Origin of the sequence: Veillonella sp. 3310 (genome assembly GCF_003999875.1) — a bacterium.
Lineage (GTDB): Bacteria > Bacillota > Negativicutes > Veillonellales > Veillonellaceae > F0422.
Window position 1 is genome coordinate 85,923 of sequence record NZ_RQVJ01000002.1, and the last position, 18,215, is coordinate 104,137.

The 18,215-nt window shown below is 39.5% G+C and carries 15 protein-coding genes and 1 riboswitch; of the genes, 14 read left to right on the forward strand and 1 reads right to left on the reverse strand.

Annotated elements, in window-relative coordinates:
* Positions 1-96: 96 nt before the first annotated feature.
* From mce to alr, 9 genes are all read left to right on the forward strand, one after another.
* Complete coding sequence (gene mce / locus EO127_RS03960) at positions 97-519, forward strand: methylmalonyl-CoA epimerase (RefSeq protein WP_009352819.1); 423 nt, start codon at positions 97-99, stop codon at positions 517-519.
* A 36-nt stretch (positions 520-555) separates the two neighbouring features.
* Positions 556-2,085, forward strand: coding sequence for a carboxyl transferase domain-containing protein (locus EO127_RS03965; protein WP_127448116.1), 1,530 nt, complete (start codon positions 556-558; stop codon positions 2,083-2,085).
* An 80-nt stretch (positions 2,086-2,165) separates the two neighbouring features.
* Entirely contained in the window at positions 2,166-2,489 is a 324-nt protein-coding gene (locus tag EO127_RS03970) for an OadG family protein (RefSeq protein ID WP_127448117.1), read from the forward strand.
* A gap of 16 nt (positions 2,490-2,505) precedes the next feature.
* Positions 2,506-2,670 (forward strand): hypothetical protein, encoded by a 165-nt coding sequence (locus EO127_RS08710; protein WP_009352831.1) that lies wholly within the window; start codon positions 2,506-2,508, stop codon positions 2,668-2,670.
* 60 nt (positions 2,671-2,730) lie between these two features.
* Positions 2,731-3,108 carry a biotin/lipoyl-containing protein gene (locus tag EO127_RS03975; RefSeq protein ID WP_127166758.1) on the forward strand — a complete coding sequence of 126 codons (378 nt, stop codon included), beginning with the start codon at positions 2,731-2,733 and terminating at the stop codon, positions 3,106-3,108.
* A 56-nt stretch (positions 3,109-3,164) separates the two neighbouring features.
* Complete coding sequence (locus EO127_RS03980) at positions 3,165-4,280, forward strand: sodium ion-translocating decarboxylase subunit beta (RefSeq protein WP_127448118.1); 1,116 nt, start codon at positions 3,165-3,167, stop codon at positions 4,278-4,280.
* Between the two features lie 143 nt (positions 4,281-4,423).
* The gene (locus EO127_RS03985; protein WP_127068872.1) at positions 4,424-4,687 is read left to right on the forward strand and encodes a hypothetical protein; all 264 of its coding nucleotides are present in this window, start codon (positions 4,424-4,426) and stop codon (positions 4,685-4,687) included.
* Between the two features lie 51 nt (positions 4,688-4,738).
* Positions 4,739-6,034 carry an SLC13 family permease gene (locus EO127_RS03990; RefSeq protein ID WP_127448119.1) on the forward strand — a complete coding sequence of 432 codons (1,296 nt, stop codon included), beginning with the start codon at positions 4,739-4,741 and terminating at the stop codon, positions 6,032-6,034.
* 648 nt (positions 6,035-6,682) lie between these two features.
* Positions 6,683-7,792 carry an alanine racemase gene (gene alr / locus EO127_RS03995; RefSeq protein ID WP_127448120.1) on the forward strand — a complete coding sequence of 370 codons (1,110 nt, stop codon included), beginning with the start codon at positions 6,683-6,685 and terminating at the stop codon, positions 7,790-7,792.
* 169 nt (positions 7,793-7,961) lie between these two features.
* On the opposite strand, the gene metF is transcribed toward alr, so the two are convergent.
* Entirely contained in the window at positions 7,962-8,843 is an 882-nt protein-coding gene (gene metF / locus EO127_RS04000; protein WP_127448121.1) for a methylenetetrahydrofolate reductase [NAD(P)H], read from the reverse strand.
* A 341-nt stretch (positions 8,844-9,184) separates the two neighbouring features.
* On the opposite strand from metF, the gene EO127_RS04005 reads away from it, so the two are divergent.
* From EO127_RS04005 to scpA, 5 genes are all read left to right on the forward strand, one after another.
* Positions 9,185-10,345, forward strand: a complete 1,161-nt coding sequence (locus EO127_RS04005; protein WP_127448122.1) for a M20 family metallopeptidase — start codon at positions 9,185-9,187, stop codon at positions 10,343-10,345.
* Between the two features lie 35 nt (positions 10,346-10,380).
* A complete protein-coding gene (gene dcuC, locus EO127_RS04010) occupies positions 10,381-11,742 on the forward strand; it encodes a C4-dicarboxylate transporter DcuC (protein ID WP_127448123.1) in 1,362 nt (453 codons plus the stop codon).
* A 257-nt stretch (positions 11,743-11,999) separates the two neighbouring features.
* Complete coding sequence (locus EO127_RS04015; RefSeq protein ID WP_009352929.1) at positions 12,000-12,935, forward strand: LysR family transcriptional regulator; 936 nt, start codon at positions 12,000-12,002, stop codon at positions 12,933-12,935.
* 397 nt (positions 12,936-13,332) lie between these two features.
* Positions 13,333-13,509: riboswitch (cobalamin riboswitch) on the forward strand.
* Positions 13,510-13,818: 309 nt separating this feature from the next.
* Positions 13,819-15,993: a methylmalonyl-CoA mutase family protein gene (locus tag EO127_RS04020; protein WP_127448124.1), complete on the forward strand. Its 2,175-nt coding sequence runs from the start codon at positions 13,819-13,821 to the stop codon at positions 15,991-15,993.
* Positions 15,994-18,177, forward strand: coding sequence for a methylmalonyl-CoA mutase (gene scpA / locus EO127_RS04025; RefSeq protein WP_009352889.1), 2,184 nt, complete (start codon positions 15,994-15,996; stop codon positions 18,175-18,177). It begins immediately after the preceding gene.
* The last annotated feature ends 38 nt before the right edge of the window (positions 18,178-18,215 follow it).

Sequence of the window (18,215 nt, forward strand, 5' to 3'; positions counted from 1 at the left end):
AGAATGATAAAAATCTAATATCGTGGTATCATATAAGTAATCGAAGGATGATAAAAATCACTTTCGAGTTGCAGCTCATTTGAAAGGAGAGTTATTATGGCATTCAAAGTATTACAAGTAGACCACATCGGTATCGGTGTATCTGACTTAGCAGCAACAAAAGAATTTTATAAAAACGCACTTGGTATGGAACATCTACCAGAAGATGAAGTGGTTGAAGAACAAAAAGTAAAAGTAAGCTTCTTCCCTTGCGGTGATGCTGAACTTGAGTTCTTAGAATCTACAACTCCAGATGGCCCTATCGGTCGTTTTATCGAAAAAAATGGTGGCCGTAATGGTATCCAACACGTAGCACTTCGCGTTGATGACATCAAAGCAGCTATCGCTGATTTAAAAGCAAAAGGTGTTCAATTAATCGACGAAGAACCTCGCTATGGTGCTGGTGGATCTGCAATTGCATTCCTTCATCCAAAAGCTACTGGCGGTGTTTTATTAGAACTTTGCCAACGCATGAAATAATAGACTATATCCGTAATTATTCTATGGAGGTGTAAAATGGCAACAGTTCAGGAAAAAATTGAATTATTGCATAAAAAGCTGTCCACTGTAAAACAAGGTGGCGGTGAAAAACGCGTAGAAAAACAACACGCGAACGGTAAATATACAGCTCGTGAACGTATTGAAAAATTATTCGACGATAATAGCTTCGTTGAATTGGATCAATTCGTTAAACATCGTTGTGTGAACTTTGGTCAAGAGAAAAAAGAATTACCAGGTGAAGGCGTAGTGACTGGTTACGGTACTATTGACGGACGTTTGGTATTTGCTTTTGCTCAAGATTTCACAGTAGAAGGTGGCTCCCTTGGGGAAATGCACGCTGCTAAAATCGTTAAAGCACAACGTATGGCAATGAAAATGGGCGCTCCTATTATCGGTATCAATGACTCCGGTGGAGCTCGTATTCAAGAAGCAGTAGACGCATTAGCTGGCTACGGTAAAATCTTCTTTGAAAACACTAACGCTTCTGGCGTTATCCCACAAATTTCTGTTATCATGGGACCATGTGCAGGCGGTGCTGTATATTCTCCAGCATTAACTGACTTCATTTACATGGTTAAAAATACATCTCAAATGTTCATCACTGGTCCAGCTGTTATCAAATCTGTAACAGCAGAAGAAGTAACAGCAGAAGACCTTGGTGGTGCAATGGCTCATAACAGTGTATCTGGTGTAGCTCACTTTGCAACAGAAAACGAAGATGATTGCTTAGCACAAATTCGTTACTTGTTGAGCTTCTTACCAAGCAACAACATGGAAGACACTCCATTAGTTGACACTGGTGATGACCCAGCTCGTGAAGATGAAGGTTTAAATACTTTACTTCCAGACAATCCAAATATGCCTTATGACATGTTCGATGTTATCCGTGCAACAGTCGATAATGGTGAATACTATGAAGTACAACCACACTATGCACAAAATATTATTACATGTTTCGCACGTTTTGCTGGACAAAGCGTAGGTATCATTGCTAACCAACCACGCGTAATGGCAGGTTGCTTAGACATCAATGCATCCGACAAATCTTCCCGCTTTATCCGTTTCTGTGATGCTTTCAACATCCCTGTTGTAAACTTCGTTGACGTACCGGGCTTCCTACCGGGCACAAACCAAGAATGGGGTGGCATTATTCGTCACGGTGCGAAAATGTTATATGCTTACTCTGAAGCAACAGTACCTAAAATTACTGTTATCACTCGTAAAGCATATGGTGGATCTTACCTTGCAATGTGTTCCCAAGATTTGGGTGCAGACCAAGTGTATGCATGGCCTACATCTGAAATCGCTGTAATGGGACCTGCTGGTGCAGCTAACATCATTTTCAAACGCGATGAAGATAAAGATGAAAAAACAGCTAAATATGTAGAAGAGTTCGCAACTCCATACAAAGCTGCTGAACGTGGATTCGTTGACGTAGTAATTGAACCTAAACATACTCGTCCTGCTATCATCAATGCATTAGCAATGTTGGCAAGTAAACGCGAAACCCGTGCTCCGAAAAAACACGGTAATATCCCTCTATAAGATATTAGGTAGAGGCATACTACACACTTTGCTTCTTGCATGATTCTACTATCATGGTTCTCTATTAATGAGGTGAAAGTATGACAGATAATCCGTGGCTAATTATGGCCATCAATATGACAATTGTATTCGCCGTTCTAATTTTATTAGGCGTGCTTATGCATATTATTTATCTAGTAGATCCTACAAAAAAAAAGTCAACTAAGGCTGAGGTAGCAGAGGTATCATCAGCCACAGCTCCTAGTGCGGTAACTACTACTAATCATGATGAAGTGGTTGCAGCCATCGTGGCAGCAGTATGTGCGATGGGATATTCCAAATCACAAATTGCTTCCGTAAGACCGATTGTGAGCACAGGTTGGAAATTGGACGGTAGACTGCTAGGTAGGAATGTAACCAGATAGTTTGGAGGAGAACTTAATGAATAAGACTACCAACGCACAAGCTGCTAACAAAGAAACAGAAGTTGTAGCAGCTATTGTCAGTGCTATCGTTGCTATGGGCTATTCGCAAAACCAAATTGCATCCATTCGCCCTGTAGTGTCTAATTCTTGGCGACTAGCTAGTCGTTTACAGGCCCTATAAGCTAATCTAAAGCTTATGAAAAAGTTTCATTACAAATAGGTAATTCAGGAGGAAGTTATAATGAAAAAGTTCAATGTTACAGTAAACGGTACAGTTTATGAAGTAGAAGTAAATGAAGTTGGTGGCGCAGCTCCAGTGGCAGCAGCACCTAAAGCAGCAGCTCCAGCTCCTAAAGCAGCTCCAGCAGCAGCTCCAGCAGCGGCAGCAGCTCCAGTACCAGCAGGTGCAGAAACAGTAAAATGCCCAATGCCAGGTAAAATCTTATCCGTAGCAGTTACAGCTGGCCAAGCAGTTAAAAAAGGCGATCTTCTTTGCATCTTAGAAGCTATGAAAATGCAAAACGAAATCTACGCTCCACATGATGCAACAGTAGCTGAAGTTCGTGTAGCAGCTAACCAAACTGTAGCAACTGGCGACGCTTTAGTTGTTTTAGGCTAATCATAACTTTATACTGCTTAAACTAAACCCTTCTATTACTAAAGGAGGAACTCCATATGGACGCTTTTCTTGTTGCACTCAACTCTGTTTGGGTGGATAGTGGTTTTATTAGTTTCACAATGGGTCATGGTATCATGATCCTTGTCGGAATTATCTTATTGTATTTAGCTTTTGCGAAAGGCTTTGAACCTCTATTATTGAGTCCAATCGCATTTGGATGTATTTTGGCTAACATTCCTAATAATGGTTTCCATGAAGGCGTTATGAACCTGATTGGCTTAGGGATTAAATATGAAATTTTCCCACCTCTTATCTTCCTAGGGGTAGGTGCTATGACTGACTTCGGTCCACTCATTGCAAATCCTAAAACATTATTATTAGGTGCAGCAGCTCAAATCGGCGTATTCGTGGCTCTTGGTGGAGCGATGATGGTTGGATTTACTGCTAAACAGGCAGCAGCTATCGGTATTATCGGTGGTGCTGACGGTCCTACATCCATTTACTTAGCTTCAAAATTAGCTCCTGAGTTATTAGGTGCTATCGCAGTAGCGGCATATTCCTATATGTCCCTCGTACCATTGATTCAACCTCCGGTTATGAAGTTATTTACGACTAAAAAAGACCGTGAGATTGTAATGGAACAATTGCGTGAAGTAACTCGTTTTGAAAAAGTTGTTTTCCCAGTAGTAGCGACAATTTCCATTTCTTTGTTGTTACCACCAATCACTTCTTTATTAGGCATGTTGATGCTTGGTAATTTATTCCGTGAATCTGGTGTAACAGCTCGTTTGGCAGATACTTCTGAAAACGCTTTGATTAACACAGTAACAATCTTCTTAGCTACTGGTACTGGTCTTACAATGACAGCAGACAGTTTCTTAAATTTAGAAACCATTAAAATTATCGTATTAGGCTTAATCGCCTTCATCGGTGGCACCGCAGGTGGTGTTATCTTCGGTAAATTAATGTGCTGGGTAGATGGTGGTAAAACAAATCCATTGATCGGCTCCGCAGGTGTATCTGCCGTACCAATGGCGGCCCGCGTATCGCAAGTAGTTGGTTCACAGGCAAACCCAGCGAACTTCCTATTGATGCATGCGATGGGACCAAATGTGGCAGGTGTTATCGGTACAGCTGTAGCAGCTGGTACGATGCTTGCTATGATGAAATAATTTGTAACAGTGTCTAGGCAATCCGCCTAAGGGTTGCCTAGGCTATTACAGATACTTTTTATGATAAACTATTTAGTTTGTCTTACAGCGCTTTAGAAATACTCAGACTTTTTTCACTTTTTATTATGTATGAGGTGACGCCTATGATATTATCAGACGAAGGAAAGGTTTTTGCTTGTATTTGTATTGCGCTTTTTATTTTTATCATCACCGCACTCCTATTAGGTGAAGAGCGAAAATCTAAATGGTTTCAAAAACGAAAAACATATAGCTTTTTTCTACGCCGTGGCCTACTTGGAGAGTGGCTACATTTTGGATACCCTTGTACAGTAGAAGGGTATGGAGTAGCGGCGATTATGTTATTTCTTATTGGCCTATCTTCCTATATTATATGCGCTTGTTTTTAGAGCGTTTTGCGGCTAATAAGGAATGTATCCCTTAGGGAGGAGTTGATTCTTATGGATCCGGCTGTACAAACCTTAATTGTCCTTGGTGTAATGGCGTTATTATTTGTAACAGAAATTATTCCACTCGCAATTACTTCTATCGGTGGTGCTATGGCACTTGGTTTATTAGGTGTTATTCCAATGAAACAAGTATTTAGTGGTTTATCCGATAGTACAGTAGTTTTATTTGCAGGTATGTTTATTATTGGTGCTGCATTATTCCATACTGGTTTAGCACAAAAAATTGGTATTTCCGTTGTTAACAAAGCAGGTAAAAGTGAAAACGGTCTTATGATTGCTTTAATGCTTGTAACAGCAGGTATGTCCTCTGTGCTTTCTAACACAGGTACGGCAGCAGCGTTATTGCCAGTAGTTAGTGGTATTTGTGCATCTGCTAAAATTCCAGCATCCCGTCAATTAATGCCTATGGCATTTGCTGCTGGGATTGGTGGTATCATCACATTAGTAGGTACACCTCCTAATATCATCATCAATGGTGCATTAGGCCAAGCTAAACTACCTCAATTCGGTTTCTTTGAATTTGCATGGATTGGTATTCCTTTAACAGTTGCATTTATGATCTACATGGTAACGATTGGTAAACATTTCTTACCTAAACATGATGGTAATGCAGATGCTGAAGTAGAACAAGAAGTGGATGCTAGTGAAATTTCTAACGACCCTAAAAAAATGTGGTACTCTGGTATCATCTTATTAGGCGTTGTATTATTTATGGCATTGTCTGATCCATTAAAAAGTATTGGTATTAATGTTCCTCTTCATTTAGCTGCTATCGTAGGTGCTATTTTAGCCGTTTTAGCTGGTTGCTTGAAAGAGAAACAAGCATATCAATCTATAGATTGGGTAACTATTTTCCTATTTGCAGGTATGATGCCAGTAGCAGCTGCTATGAATGATTCTGGTGCTGGTAAAATGATTGCCAATGCAGTAGTAGGTATCATGGGTGATAATCCAAGTCCTTACTTTGCAACAGCTGTATTATTTATCTTGTCTTGTGTATTAACACAATTTATGTCCAATACAGCATCTTGTGCATTGTTAGCACCAATTGGTATCTCCATTGCCCAAGCGATGGGTGCAAGCCCTCATGCAGTACTTATGGCGATTGGCGTTGCCGCATCTTGTGCATTCGCCACACCTGTAGGTACACCACCTAATACAATCGTATTAACACCTGGTAATTACAAATTTATGGATTATGTGAAAGCAGGTACTCCATTAATCGTAGTATGCTTTATTGTAAGTCTTATCATCATTCCAATGGTATGGCCTTTCAATATGCCATAATGTAACGTACGTCGTTTAGGTATAATGTAAAAATAAATAGATAATAAATAAGGACTGACTCGGAATCTTGTTTATAAGATTCTGTAGTCAGTCCTTTTTGTCCCTTTGTTAAATTGAGGCTGCTCATATAAGCTCTTTGTCAAATTGGGGCTACTCAGATAAAGAGTTTTTAGCACTAGCTATTTAAATAGCTAGTGCTATTCTTCTTACTTAATAGAAGTATACGAATATTGAAGTAATCAAAAAGATCTCTATAAGGTAGTTTGGCGAAAGAACAGTAGAAATTTCGCAAAGTATGATTTTTGTTCTATAATATACTTTAAAATTTTCACTACTTCAAAGAAAATATTTGATTATCTAGAGAATTTGATTCTATTTAGGTGTATAATAGTAAAGTAAATATAGAATTTTATAGTTGATGATGATTATTTGTAGTCGTCTATAGTTATCTGTAGCTATCTGTAGTCGTCTTTGGTTATCTATAGGTGCTCATTGTGTTCTATAATAAATAGTACCTGGGCATTTTATAGATGATACATCAGTCATATAGATGATAGTTTGGGATATTCAAGGGCTATTATACTAGCTTAGTAAATAGTATATTAGCCAATATTAGAGTGTATATACTAACAATAAGAAGGTGAATGTGTGAGACCTACCTATGTAGAAATTGATACAGCACAAATACGAAGTAATTTAAGGAAAATTAAAGATTGTTTGCCGGAGTGGTGCACGAGTACAGCAGTGGTGAAAGCGAATGCCTATGGACATGGGAGTGTCATGGTAGGGCGGATTGCCGTAGAGGAAGGGTATGAGTCCTTAGCTGTAGCTTTCCCAGAAGAGGCTATTCCTTTGCGTGAGGCGGGCATTACGGTACCTATTTATCTATTAGGTTTGACGTTGCCTCAATCCTTTGATTTGGTAATAGAAGGGCATTCTAGACCAGCTATTTGTGAATCTACAGATTTAGAAGCTTTAAATGAATGTGCTCGTCGACATGAAACAATTGTAGAGTGCGCCATTGCAGTAGATACAGGTATGCATCGTATCGGTAGTAAGCCCGAAGATGTATTGGTATTTTTAGAAAAAGTAGAATCTTATGAATATTTACGAGTTGATGGATTTTTTTCTCACTTAGCAAATGGAGATGCAGCCGATCAAAGCCATGCTAATTTTCAAGTGGAGCAATTTAGAAAGGTCGTAGAAATGATTCGTACCCATCGGGATGAAGCATATCGCTTTTCTTTAGCAAATAGTGCTGGTCTATTAGCGGTAAGGGATAGTCTATTTAATGATGCTCGACCAGGTATTATTCAATATGGTATTATGCCATCTATGGATGTGCCGAATCGATTGGGATTGAAACCTGCTTTGAGTTTATATAGTAAGGTAGTACATGTACAACATCTGCCGAAAGGCTCATCGATCGGCTATGGCAGCACGTATACAACATTGGGAGAGGAAACGATTGCTACCATACCTGTAGGGTACGCCGATGGGTATCCTAGATCCTTATCAAATAAAGGGTCTGTATTGATTCATGGCACACGCTGTCCTATTGTAGGACGCATCTGTATGGACCAATTCATGGTAAAAGTACCTAATCATATAACAGTAGCCCCAGGAGATGCGGTTGTACTACTAGGACAACAAGGACAAGAGAGTATTACAGCGCTTGAATTGGCCTATTTGGTTGGAACCATTCCTTATGAAATATTCTGTAATTTCTCAGAGCGGGTGCCACGACATTATATTTAGAGGATATTGATAAAAGAAAATTGTTTCTGCAATATAACTATACTGATAAGGCCAAAATGAAGAAAAAGAATGCTCTACTTAGGTTCTCTTAGAGAGACACTAGGTAGAGCATTCTTTTTATAATTTGTATGTATACTATACGTGTTGTAGGCTATATTGTGCTTCTTATTTATTGGCTTTCATAAATAGGAGAGCTAAATAAAGAACGTGCTGCATTTTCGATATACAACGCTGTATTGGATTGGTTCATTGTGTATAAATGAATGCCAGATACGCCTTCTGTTACAAGGTCTACGATTTGATTTAATGCATAGGCAAGGCCAGCATCGCGAAGGGCAATTGGATCATGCTCATATTTGTCTAAAATGGCTTTGAATTTGCGTGGAATAGCGGTAGCATTGCTTGTTAATAAACGCAAAGCTTGATTGCGGTTGATGATAGGCATTACCCCTGCTAAAATTGGTGCATCAATGCCTGCTAGTGCACATTTTTCTTGGAAGTCATAGAATACATTATTATCTAAGAAAAATTGTGTAACCAATAGTTCACAACCAGCATCCACTTTTTCTTTTAAGAATTTAATGTCTTGCAATTGGTTAGGTGAATCTGGATGCACCTCTGGGTAACAAGCACCGGAAATTTGGAAATGAGGTGCATATTCCTTTACGAAGCGTACGAGCTCTGTGGAGTGTTTGAAGTCACCTACGGGAGGTAAATCTTCTAAAATATCTCCACGAAGGGCTAATAATTTATGGATTCCTAGCTCATCTAGTCTATCTATGACAGATTTAACTTGCTCTTTGGATAAATAAATGGCCGGTAAATGGGCTTTCGTAGGGATGTGCAATGTATTTTGTACATAGTTGGACAACTTGATAGTTGTTTCTTCGATATTACGTTGTTTATTACTGCAGGTAACAGAGATGAACTCTGGTTTTAGGCTTTTTAATTCATCTAAGACAGTAATGATTTTTTCATCTCCCACTTGTGTGTTAGGAGGGAATATTTCGTAAGATAATGTTGGTCGTTTTTGTTGTATAGTATCGCTCATGGCTAGTTCCTTTCTTATTAGTAAAAGATGTTTCTATGATACCAATTTTTTTCTATATAGACCAATTGATAATATATATTGTGTGTTATAGGTAAAAACTATAAATATATAATGGACAATAGAAATTAGGAGGGGATGCATATTAAATTAGCATAGAGAAAATGGAGGAATCCTATGCTATATGTATTGGAACTTTCACTAGAAATCTATATAATAGAAGTATTCGGAATACTGCTATTGCTGCTCAGTTATAGCAGGACTTTCAGAAGAGAAAACTGAGGGAATGTAATTCCTGTAGTCATAGAGTTGTGCATGTATATTGTGCAAGAAAGGAGAAAGCGATGAGTCAATTACTAGAAGAAATTGAATCCTTGCGAGGATCCATGAAAACATTAAATGATTTTTTCTTCGATCATCCAGAACTAGGGAATGAAGAGTTTTTAGCCCATGGTAAATTAACAGATTTACTAGAAAGCGAAGGATTTACTGTAGACCGTGAAGTGAGTGGTTTACAAACTGCATTTCGTGCTGTGTACCATGTGCAAGGAGGAGGTCCCAAAATTGGACTTCTCTGCGAGTATGATGCCTTAGAAGGCTTGGGTCATGCGTGTGGTCATAACTTACAAGGCCCTTCTATCTGTGCGGCCGCCATTGGTTTACGTCGTACCCTGCAAGTGCCAGCCACATTGGTGGTGTATGGGACGCCAGCAGAAGAGACTGCATCGGGTAAGCTAGTGATGGCCAAAGAAGGCGTATTCGACGACTTAGATGTAGCATTTATGATGCACGGCAGTGATTCTACAACGGTAGATGGTAAGTCCTTGGCGCTTAACTTGGTGAATATTAAATTCCATGGTAAGTCGGCGCATGCAGCGATTGCCCCAGAAAAAGGTATTAGTGCGTTGGATGCGGTATTGTTATTCTTTAATGGCATGGAATATCTTCGCGAGCACGTGCCTACAGAAGTACGTATGCATGGGATTATCACAGATGGTGGTAAAGCAGCGAATATCGTGCCAGATTATGCGTGTACACAGTGGTATATTCGTTCCTCTAGTCGCATTCGCTTAGATGAAGTGGTGGAGCGCGTGAAACAAGTGGCGCAAGGAGCAGCCTTGCAAGTGGGAGCCACTATGGAATGGGATGAAGTGAAGGCCTATGATAATAAGGTCAATGTGCAAAGCTTGAATGACTTGCTCTTAAAGAATGCAGAACAAGTGGGGGCTCCTGATATTTCTGAGCCGCGTAAAGTCACTGGTTCTACAGATTTTTCCAGTGTTACATTCCGTGTACCAGGAGCTTGTTTGCGGGTTAAATTTGTAGGCAGAGGAGTAACAAGTCATTCCCAAGAATGGCTAGATAATGGAAAAACTCAATTAGCAGAGGATGCCATTATGTACGGTGCCAAAGGAATCGCTCTCACAGTAGAGGAAATTCTCACTACACCGGGCTTATTGGCTAAGATTCAAGAAGACTTTCAACAGTCGAAAGCAAATTATTAAGTAGCCTATTTTGAATGGGTAAGGGAGAAGTAGTTATGAATTTATTGTTGTGCGCTATCGTAATTTTAGGCGCAGGCACATTGGTAATAAAAAAGTTTAAAGCACAAACAGTATTGCTCTTAGGTGGTTTAATTATGATGCTAGGGGCGTACTTCCTTGGGTATACAACGGAGTTCGTGGAGGCGAAAAAAGGAACTGGTATGATGTTCTTCGATGCCTTTGAGTGGATTAATAATACCACTGCAAAGGATGCAGCAGGCTTGGGTCTCATGATTATGACATGTACTGGTTTTGCTAAATACATGGATCATATCGGTGCTAGCTCTCGTTTGGTGACAACTGCGATTAAACCATTGCAAGCGATGAAAGCGCCTTATTTGGTATTATCTTTAACATTCTTAGTGAATATGTTTATGTCCTTGGTAATCCCTAGCACATCCGGTCTAGCTATGTTGATGATGGTCACTATTTTCCCTATCTTGGTACGCTTAGGCGTAAGTCCAGTTGGGGCGGCGGCAGCGGTAGCTACTGGTCATTTGTTGGATATTGGACCAGCCTCTGCTACAAGTCTATTAGTGTCTAAAACAGTGGGGTTAGGAGTAGAAGAATACTTCGTAGGCTATCAATTGAAAGTATATATTATCTGTGGTATTGTGACGGCCGTTGCTCATTACATTTGGCAACAATATATGGATAAAAAATCTGGTCATGTTCCGTCCGAAGTAGTACATACAGAAGCACAAGAAGAAGTAGCAGTAGGACCTCTTGTGTACCTAGTATTACCATTCTTGCCACTTGTATTTATGTTAGGATTTAGTAAATATGGCATTGCGGGCATTAAGATGAATGTAAACTTGGCGATGTTCTTGAGCTTATTCATTGCTATGGTGTTTGAATTCATTCGATTCCGTGATTTCCGAAAAGTAGCTGCGTCTATCCAAACATTCTTTAAAGGTATGGGCGATCAATTTACAAATACCGTAACTTTAATCGTAGCAGGGGAAACCTTTGCATTTGGTTTGACATCGTTAGGAATTGTTAATGAGTTCGTAGCATTCATTAAAACCTTCTCCATCCAAGCAGATATAGTAGGTGTTATTGTATCTGGTATTATTTTAGTGTTGAGCATTGTGATGGGCTCTGGTGTGGCCTCTATGTTTGCATTCTCCCCATTAGTGCCAAACTTTGCCAAAGAATTAGGTGGTAATGCAATTACTATGCTACTTGGTATGCAAAATGCGGCCTCTGTAGGACGTTTGTTAAGTCCAATTAGTGCAGTTATGATTGCCGTGGCTGGTGTGGCAAATATTTCTAGTTTTGATTTAGTAAAACGAACTGCAGTGCCAGTATTAATTACTTTCATTACTTCTACCATTTGTATTTTGATTTTCCATTAATTGGTGAAAGTCGTATAGAAGTAAGGTTTTCTGTAATTCCTAAGAATTTGATAGAAATTAAATGTTGACGATGAGAGGTCTTTTTTGTATTATATTTGTACAAGACTATTACCCTATGAGGGTGAATAATGGAATCGTTAACAACATGAAGTACCTAACGTGTAAGTATGTATATCTTACTCGTTAGGTTTTTCATTCCTATGAAAGTAATGATCAATGGATGTACTTCATGATAGATATAGAAAAGGCCAATACAGATGAGAATACAACAATTACAATATTTAGAAAAAATTGCAGAAAAAGGATCTATTAATGAAGCGGCTAAGGAATTATATTTATCCCAACCTAGCTTATCCAATGCAGTGAAAGAATTAGAACATGAAATGGGTGTTCAACTACTATTGCGTACTAAATCAGGAGTTACTTTGACTCATGATGGTCGAGAATTTATGATTTATGCTCGGCAAGTGCTAGATCAAATTCAATTATTAGAAGAGCGATATAAATCGAATACCAAACGAAAAGAACATTTCTTTATTTCCGCTCAGCATTATGCCTTTGTGGTCCATGCATTTGTAGAGCTTATTAAAAGTGTAGATACTGATGAATATCAATTTGGTTTACGTGAAACAGAAACGCAAAATATTTTTGAAGATTTAGCTACTTTCAAAAGTGAATTAGGTATTTTGTATTTGAACAACTTCAATCGTCAAGTGATGGAGAAATTATTTAAAGAGTATAAATTGACATTTTATCCATTATTTGAAGCGGAACCACATGTATTTTTGTGTCGTGAACATCCATTAGCGAAACAAGATAAAATTACACTAGAAGAATTAGAAGACTTCCCATACTTAAGTTATGACCAAGGGGAAGATAACTCCTTCTATTTTTCAGAGGAAATCTTAAGTACTTTGGACAGAAAAATGACGATCAAAGTATCGGACCGTGCCACAATTTTTAACTTAATGGTCGGTTTGAACGGATATACCATCAGTTCTGGTATTTTGAGCCGTGAGTTGAACGATGACAAGATTATCGCTATCCCATTGGATGTAGAAGATACGATGACTATGGGGTACTTAATGCCACATATGCTAGAACCAAGTCCGATTGCGAAAAAATATTTGGAACTATTGAAAGAACATATTCGCAACTATGGTTTTGAAATAATGGAATGGAAAAAGAAATAAATTTTTCTAACAGAATATGAGAAAGTGAACAGAGGTATGCTGCTGTAGGCGTACCTCTGTTTTTTGTGTATACAGCATATGGTGTTGTCTAACTACTTTAGCTAGTCACATTAGTGGGTGATGAGAGGATAGATGTGGTGTAGGTTCCGTAGGCAGGGTGTAGATGTAAAGATCTATAATAATTATTTTGAGAATAAATATTAATAATATGATGAATAACCTATGGTAATAAAATAACAGTCTATTATGAGATAACTGTTAACTATTGTGTTGATGAGCTTGTAAAATGCAATAAAGATATCTTATGATAACTGAAGTTTATGTCAACGTGAAATGTTGTTATAGTCTGTAAATGACGTTCTATTCTTTAAGAAAACAGTTTATAATCAAGGTATAACTTTATATTCGCCTTACTGGTGCCGCAAGGCTTAATAGGGAAGCTTGGTGAAAAGCCAACACGGTCCCGCCGCTGTAAAGGGGAGCGAAACTTCATGTAACGTCACTGGGAAACTGGGAAGGCGAAGCGTAGCGAAGATCCTGAGTCAGAAGAACTGCCGTAAGAAGCATGTCGTTAGATCCGCGAGAGACGGGTAGAGATGGTTTTGCGCTAAGTGCATACGCTAAATCATAACCTACCGTTTTCCATCGAAAACGGTTTTTCTTTTATGAATGGTAGTTATATCTTTCAGTAAAAGACTAGGTAGGGTGATGAGTTATAGGGTTGGGTAGGGTATACCCATTTTCTAATTGTTTATTTTATTTTTATGAGAGCTGCAACGATTACATAAGCTATTAGAATCTCTATGATGAGGCAAATCTCACTAGAAAAGTGGTTTGAGTAAGGGAACGTATGCCTATGTGGTCAGAGAAAGGAAGCTAGACTATGGGACAAGACAAGCATCATGAACCACAAGTTCACGAAGAACAGTTTGAGCTACCAGACGTATCGTTTGATGAGTTTTCTATCCCTACCTACGAGGAGTGGAAAACGACGGTAGAAGGTATCTTGAAAGGGAAAGATTTCCAAAAAAGTATGTATACAAAAACATACGAAGGAATTACTTTACAACCAATGTATTGGTTGAGCGACCAAGAAGGATTGACTCAAAACTTGACATATCCTGGTCGTGATAGCAATTTACGGGGAGCGAAAGCTAGTGGATATATCCATACACCTTGGACAATTGCACAACGTTGTGACGGAAAAACAATTGCTGACATGCATGACATGTTACAATTTGAATTAGATAAAGGTAGCACAGCTATCAGTTTCACGCTAGATAGTGCTACACGGAAAGGACAAGATGCTACGAAAGCTGAAGCTAAGGATGTGGCTGATGTAGGGGTATCCTTGTCCACTGTAGAAGAAGTGGAAGCTTTATTAAAAGGCATGGACTTAACTACAAAAGAATTAGATATTCGTACAGGTGCTAGTAGCGTATGTTGGGCGGCTGCTTTACATGCACTTTGCGAATCCCGAGGGGTGGATGTGAAATCCTTGTCCGGTATGATTGGGGCAGATCCAATTGGTACTTTGGCACAAGACGGTCATTTACCACGCCCTATGGATGAATATTTTGACGATATGGCACATACCATTGCTTGGGCATCTGCACATGCACCACAATTACGCACAGTGTTGGTAGACACAGATGTGTACCATAATGGCGGTGGCAATGATGTACAAGAATTAGGCTTTGCTATGTCTACGGCTGTCACATATTTGCGTGAGATGGAACGCCGTGGTATCGACGTGAATACATTTGCGAAACAAATCCGTTTCCATGTCAGTGTAGGAGCTAATTTCTTCATGGAAATAGCTAAACTACGTGCTATAAAAATGGTATGGGCTCAAATTATTGAACATTGTGGCGGTGATGAAGCAGCGAAGAAAATAAACTTGTTCGTAAGTACATCTCACTTTACACAAACTGTATTTGATCCATATGTAAACTTATTACGTGCTGGTTCTCAATCCTTCTCCGCAGTAGTAGGTGGTATGGATGGTATGTTTGTAAGACCTCTTGATGGCTGCATTCGTCCAAGTGATGAATTCTCTCGCCGTATTGCCCGTAATATTCAAATCATGGAGCAACAAGAGTTCAACTTCATTCAACCAGTTGACCCTGCTGGTGGTAGCTGGTACTTAGAACCATTAACACAAGAATTGACTGAAAAATCTTGGGCATTGTTCCAAGAATTAGAAGGTAAAGGTGGCATCTTAGAAACATTAGTATCTGGTGAAACGCAAGAAGCCGTGGATGCTATTTTACAAAGCCGCTTTAAAAACTTGGCAACTCGTAAAGATCGTGCCGTTGGTAGTAACATGTATCCAAATATGACGGAAGAATTACTAGAAGTACCAGTGGTAGATTTTGAGGGCTTACGCCAAGCTCGTGTAGCAGCATTAGCTAATGTGGGTACAACTGATGCAGCTGAATTAGCTCTAAAAAAACTACAAGAATCCGACTTCAGTGAAATTGGTTCTTTGGTAAGTGCTGCGTATACTGCATTAGTAGCGGGCGCTAGCTTTGGACAAGTTTTTGAAGCCTTAGCAGATGGCAGTGAAGGTATCACTGTGAAAGCAATTCTATCTCATCGTTGGACAGAACAATACGAAGAATTGCGTATGCGCACTGAAAACTTCAAAGAAACACATAATGGGGACAATGTTAAAATCTTCTTGGCTAACATGGGTCCAATTCCTCAACATAAAGCGAGAGCCGATTTCGTTACTTCTTTCATGCAAGTAGCTGAATTTGATGTGCTTACAAATGATGGATTCCCAACTGTAGACGAAGCGGTAGCAGCTGCCTTAGCATCGAATGCAGATGTGACAATCGTATGTTCCACTGACGATACATACCCAGAATTGGCACCAGCAGTGACAAAAGCAATCAAAGCTGCTCGCCCAGCTATGAAAGTATTCTTGGCAGGGGCTCCATCTGCAGAGTTGAAAGAACTTTGTGATGCAGCAGGCATGGATGATTATATTAGTGTACGCTCCAATTGCTATCAAACATTATTAGCAATGCAACGCGAGAAAGGAATGATGTAGATGATTCCGGATTTTAGAAATATTCCTTTTACAGCTGCTAGCCCAAAAGCATCCGATTTAGATGCATGGAAAGAGCAATTACAAGCTGAAACTGGCAAGTCCTATGATGACAACTTCATTCGTACTATGGAACAAATTGATGTGGGTCCTGTGTATGATGCCTCCATTTATGATCAATGTAACCATTTACAATACGTAGCGGGTATTCCTCCGTATCTTCGTGGACCCTATGGTACGATGTATGTACAACGTCCTTGGACAGTACGTCAGTACGCTGGCTTCTCCACAGCGGAAGAATCCAATGCCTTTTACCGTCGTAACTTAGCGGCAGGTCAAAAAGGTTTGTCTATCGCCTTTGACTTGGCTACTCACCGTGGTTATGACTCTGACCACCCTCGTGTAGTCGGTGACGTTGGTAAAGCCGGCGTTGCGGTAGACTCCATTCTAGATATGGAAATCTTGTTCTCTGGTATTCCATTAGATCAAATGTCTGTATCTATGACAATGAATGGTGCCGTATTACCAGTTATGGCCTTCTATATCTTAGCCGGTGAAGAACAGGGCGTAGATAAATCCGTTATGGCAGGTACGATCCAAAATGATATTTTGAAAGAATTCATGGTGCGTAATACTTATATTTATCCACCAGCAGCTTCCATGCGTATTATTGGTGATATCTTTGCCTATACATCTAAATACATGCCTAAATTCAATAGTATTTCCATTTCTGGTTACCACATGCAAGAAGCAGGTGCTACAGCTGATATCGAATTAGGTTACACATTGGCTGACGGTTTAGAATACTTGCGTACTGGTGTGGCAGCAGGTCTTACAGTTGACCAATTCGCACCGCGATTATCTTTCTTCTGGGCGATGGGTAAAAACTATTTCATGGAAATCGCTAAAATGCGTGCAGGCCGTATGTTATGGGCTAAAATTGTTAAATCCTTTGGCCCAAAAAATGTTAAATCTATGGCATTGCGTACGCACTCCCAAACATCTGGTTGGTCTTTAACAGAACAAGATCCATTCAATAACATCACTCGTACATGTATCGAAGCGATGGCAGCAGCCTTGGGTCATACTCAATCCTTGCATACGAATGCCCTTGATGAAGCCATTGCTTTACCAACAGACTTCTCCGCTCGTATTGCACGTAATACGCAATTGTATATCCAAGATGAAACTAATGTATGTAAAGTTATCGACCCATGGGGCGGTTCTTACTATGTAGAATTCTTGACAAACCAATTGATTCGTAAAGCATGGGCTCACATTCAAGAAGTTGAAGCTTTGGGTGGTATGTCTAAAGCGATTGATACAGGTCTTCCAAAAATGCGTATCGAAGAAGCGGCAGCTCGTCGCCAAGCACACATTGACTCTGGCAGTGAAAAAATTGTCGGTGTTAACTACTTGCGCCTTGATAAAGAAGATCCATTAGATATTTTAGAAGTTGATAATACAGCTGTACGTTTGGCACAGATTGAACGATTAAAAACATTGCGTGCTAATCGCGATAATGATAAAGTACGTAGCTGTTTGGATGCCATTACAAAAGCGATGGAAACAGGAGAAGGAAACTTGCTTGAATTAGCCGTAGAAGCAGCTCGTGCTCGTGCATCTAAAGGTGAAATCTCCGATGCAGTAGAAAAAGTATGTGGCCGTCATAAAGCGATCATTCGTTCTATTTCTGGTGTATACAGTAGCGAATTCAGCGATGATGATGTCATCACAGAAGTACGCAGCATGACTGAAAAATTTGAAGAAAAACATGGTCGCCGTCCTCGTATTTTCGTAGCGAAAATGGGCCAAGATGGTCACGACCGCGGAGCTAAGGTTATTTCTACAGCCTTCGCAGATATGGGCTATGACGTAGATATCGGACCTTTATTCCAAACTCCAGAAGAAGCAGCGAAAGATGCCGTAGATAATGACGTACATATCGTAGGTATGAGTTCCTTAGCAGCAGGTCATAAAACATTGATGCCTCAATTATGTGAAGAACTTAAAAAATTAGGCCGTGAAGATATTATGGTAGTTATTGGTGGCGTTATCCCAGCTCAAGATTATGATTATCTCTATGAGCATGGTGCGGCAGCAATCTTTGGGCCTGGTACAATCATTCCAGTATGTGCTAAAAAAGTACTTGAGTTATTAGAAGAACGTCTAGAAGAGGAAGAATAATAAGTATTCACAATCTGATATACGTATATAGGTAAGAC

Excerpts from the sequence above, each read along its gene's own strand:
- EO127_RS04005 (WP_127448122.1), top strand. The coding sequence starts at position 9,185 with ATGAGTCAATTACTAGAAGAAATTGAATCCTTGCGAGGATCCATGAAA.
- mce (WP_009352819.1), top strand. The coding sequence starts at position 97 with ATGGCATTCAAAGTATTACAAGTAGACCACATCGGTATCGGTGTATCT.
- EO127_RS04015 (WP_009352929.1), top strand. The coding sequence starts at position 12,000 with ATGAGAATACAACAATTACAATATTTAGAAAAAATTGCAGAAAAAGGA.
- EO127_RS03985 (WP_127068872.1), top strand. The coding sequence starts at position 4,424 with ATGATATTATCAGACGAAGGAAAGGTTTTTGCTTGTATTTGTATTGCG.
- scpA (WP_009352889.1), top strand. The coding sequence starts at position 15,994 with ATGATTCCGGATTTTAGAAATATTCCTTTTACAGCTGCTAGCCCAAAA.
- metF (WP_127448121.1), bottom strand. The coding sequence starts at position 8,843 with ATGAGCGATACTATACAACAAAAACGACCAACATTATCTTACGAAATA.
- EO127_RS03965 (WP_127448116.1), top strand. The coding sequence starts at position 556 with ATGGCAACAGTTCAGGAAAAAATTGAATTATTGCATAAAAAGCTGTCC.
- dcuC (WP_127448123.1), top strand. The coding sequence starts at position 10,381 with ATGAATTTATTGTTGTGCGCTATCGTAATTTTAGGCGCAGGCACATTG.
- EO127_RS03975 (WP_127166758.1), top strand. The coding sequence starts at position 2,731 with ATGAAAAAGTTCAATGTTACAGTAAACGGTACAGTTTATGAAGTAGAA.
- EO127_RS08710 (WP_009352831.1), top strand. The coding sequence starts at position 2,506 with ATGAATAAGACTACCAACGCACAAGCTGCTAACAAAGAAACAGAAGTT.
- EO127_RS04020 (WP_127448124.1), top strand. The coding sequence starts at position 13,819 with ATGGGACAAGACAAGCATCATGAACCACAAGTTCACGAAGAACAGTTT.
- EO127_RS03970 (WP_127448117.1), top strand. The coding sequence starts at position 2,166 with ATGACAGATAATCCGTGGCTAATTATGGCCATCAATATGACAATTGTA.
- EO127_RS03990 (WP_127448119.1), top strand. The coding sequence starts at position 4,739 with ATGGATCCGGCTGTACAAACCTTAATTGTCCTTGGTGTAATGGCGTTA.
- EO127_RS03980 (WP_127448118.1), top strand. The coding sequence starts at position 3,165 with ATGGACGCTTTTCTTGTTGCACTCAACTCTGTTTGGGTGGATAGTGGT.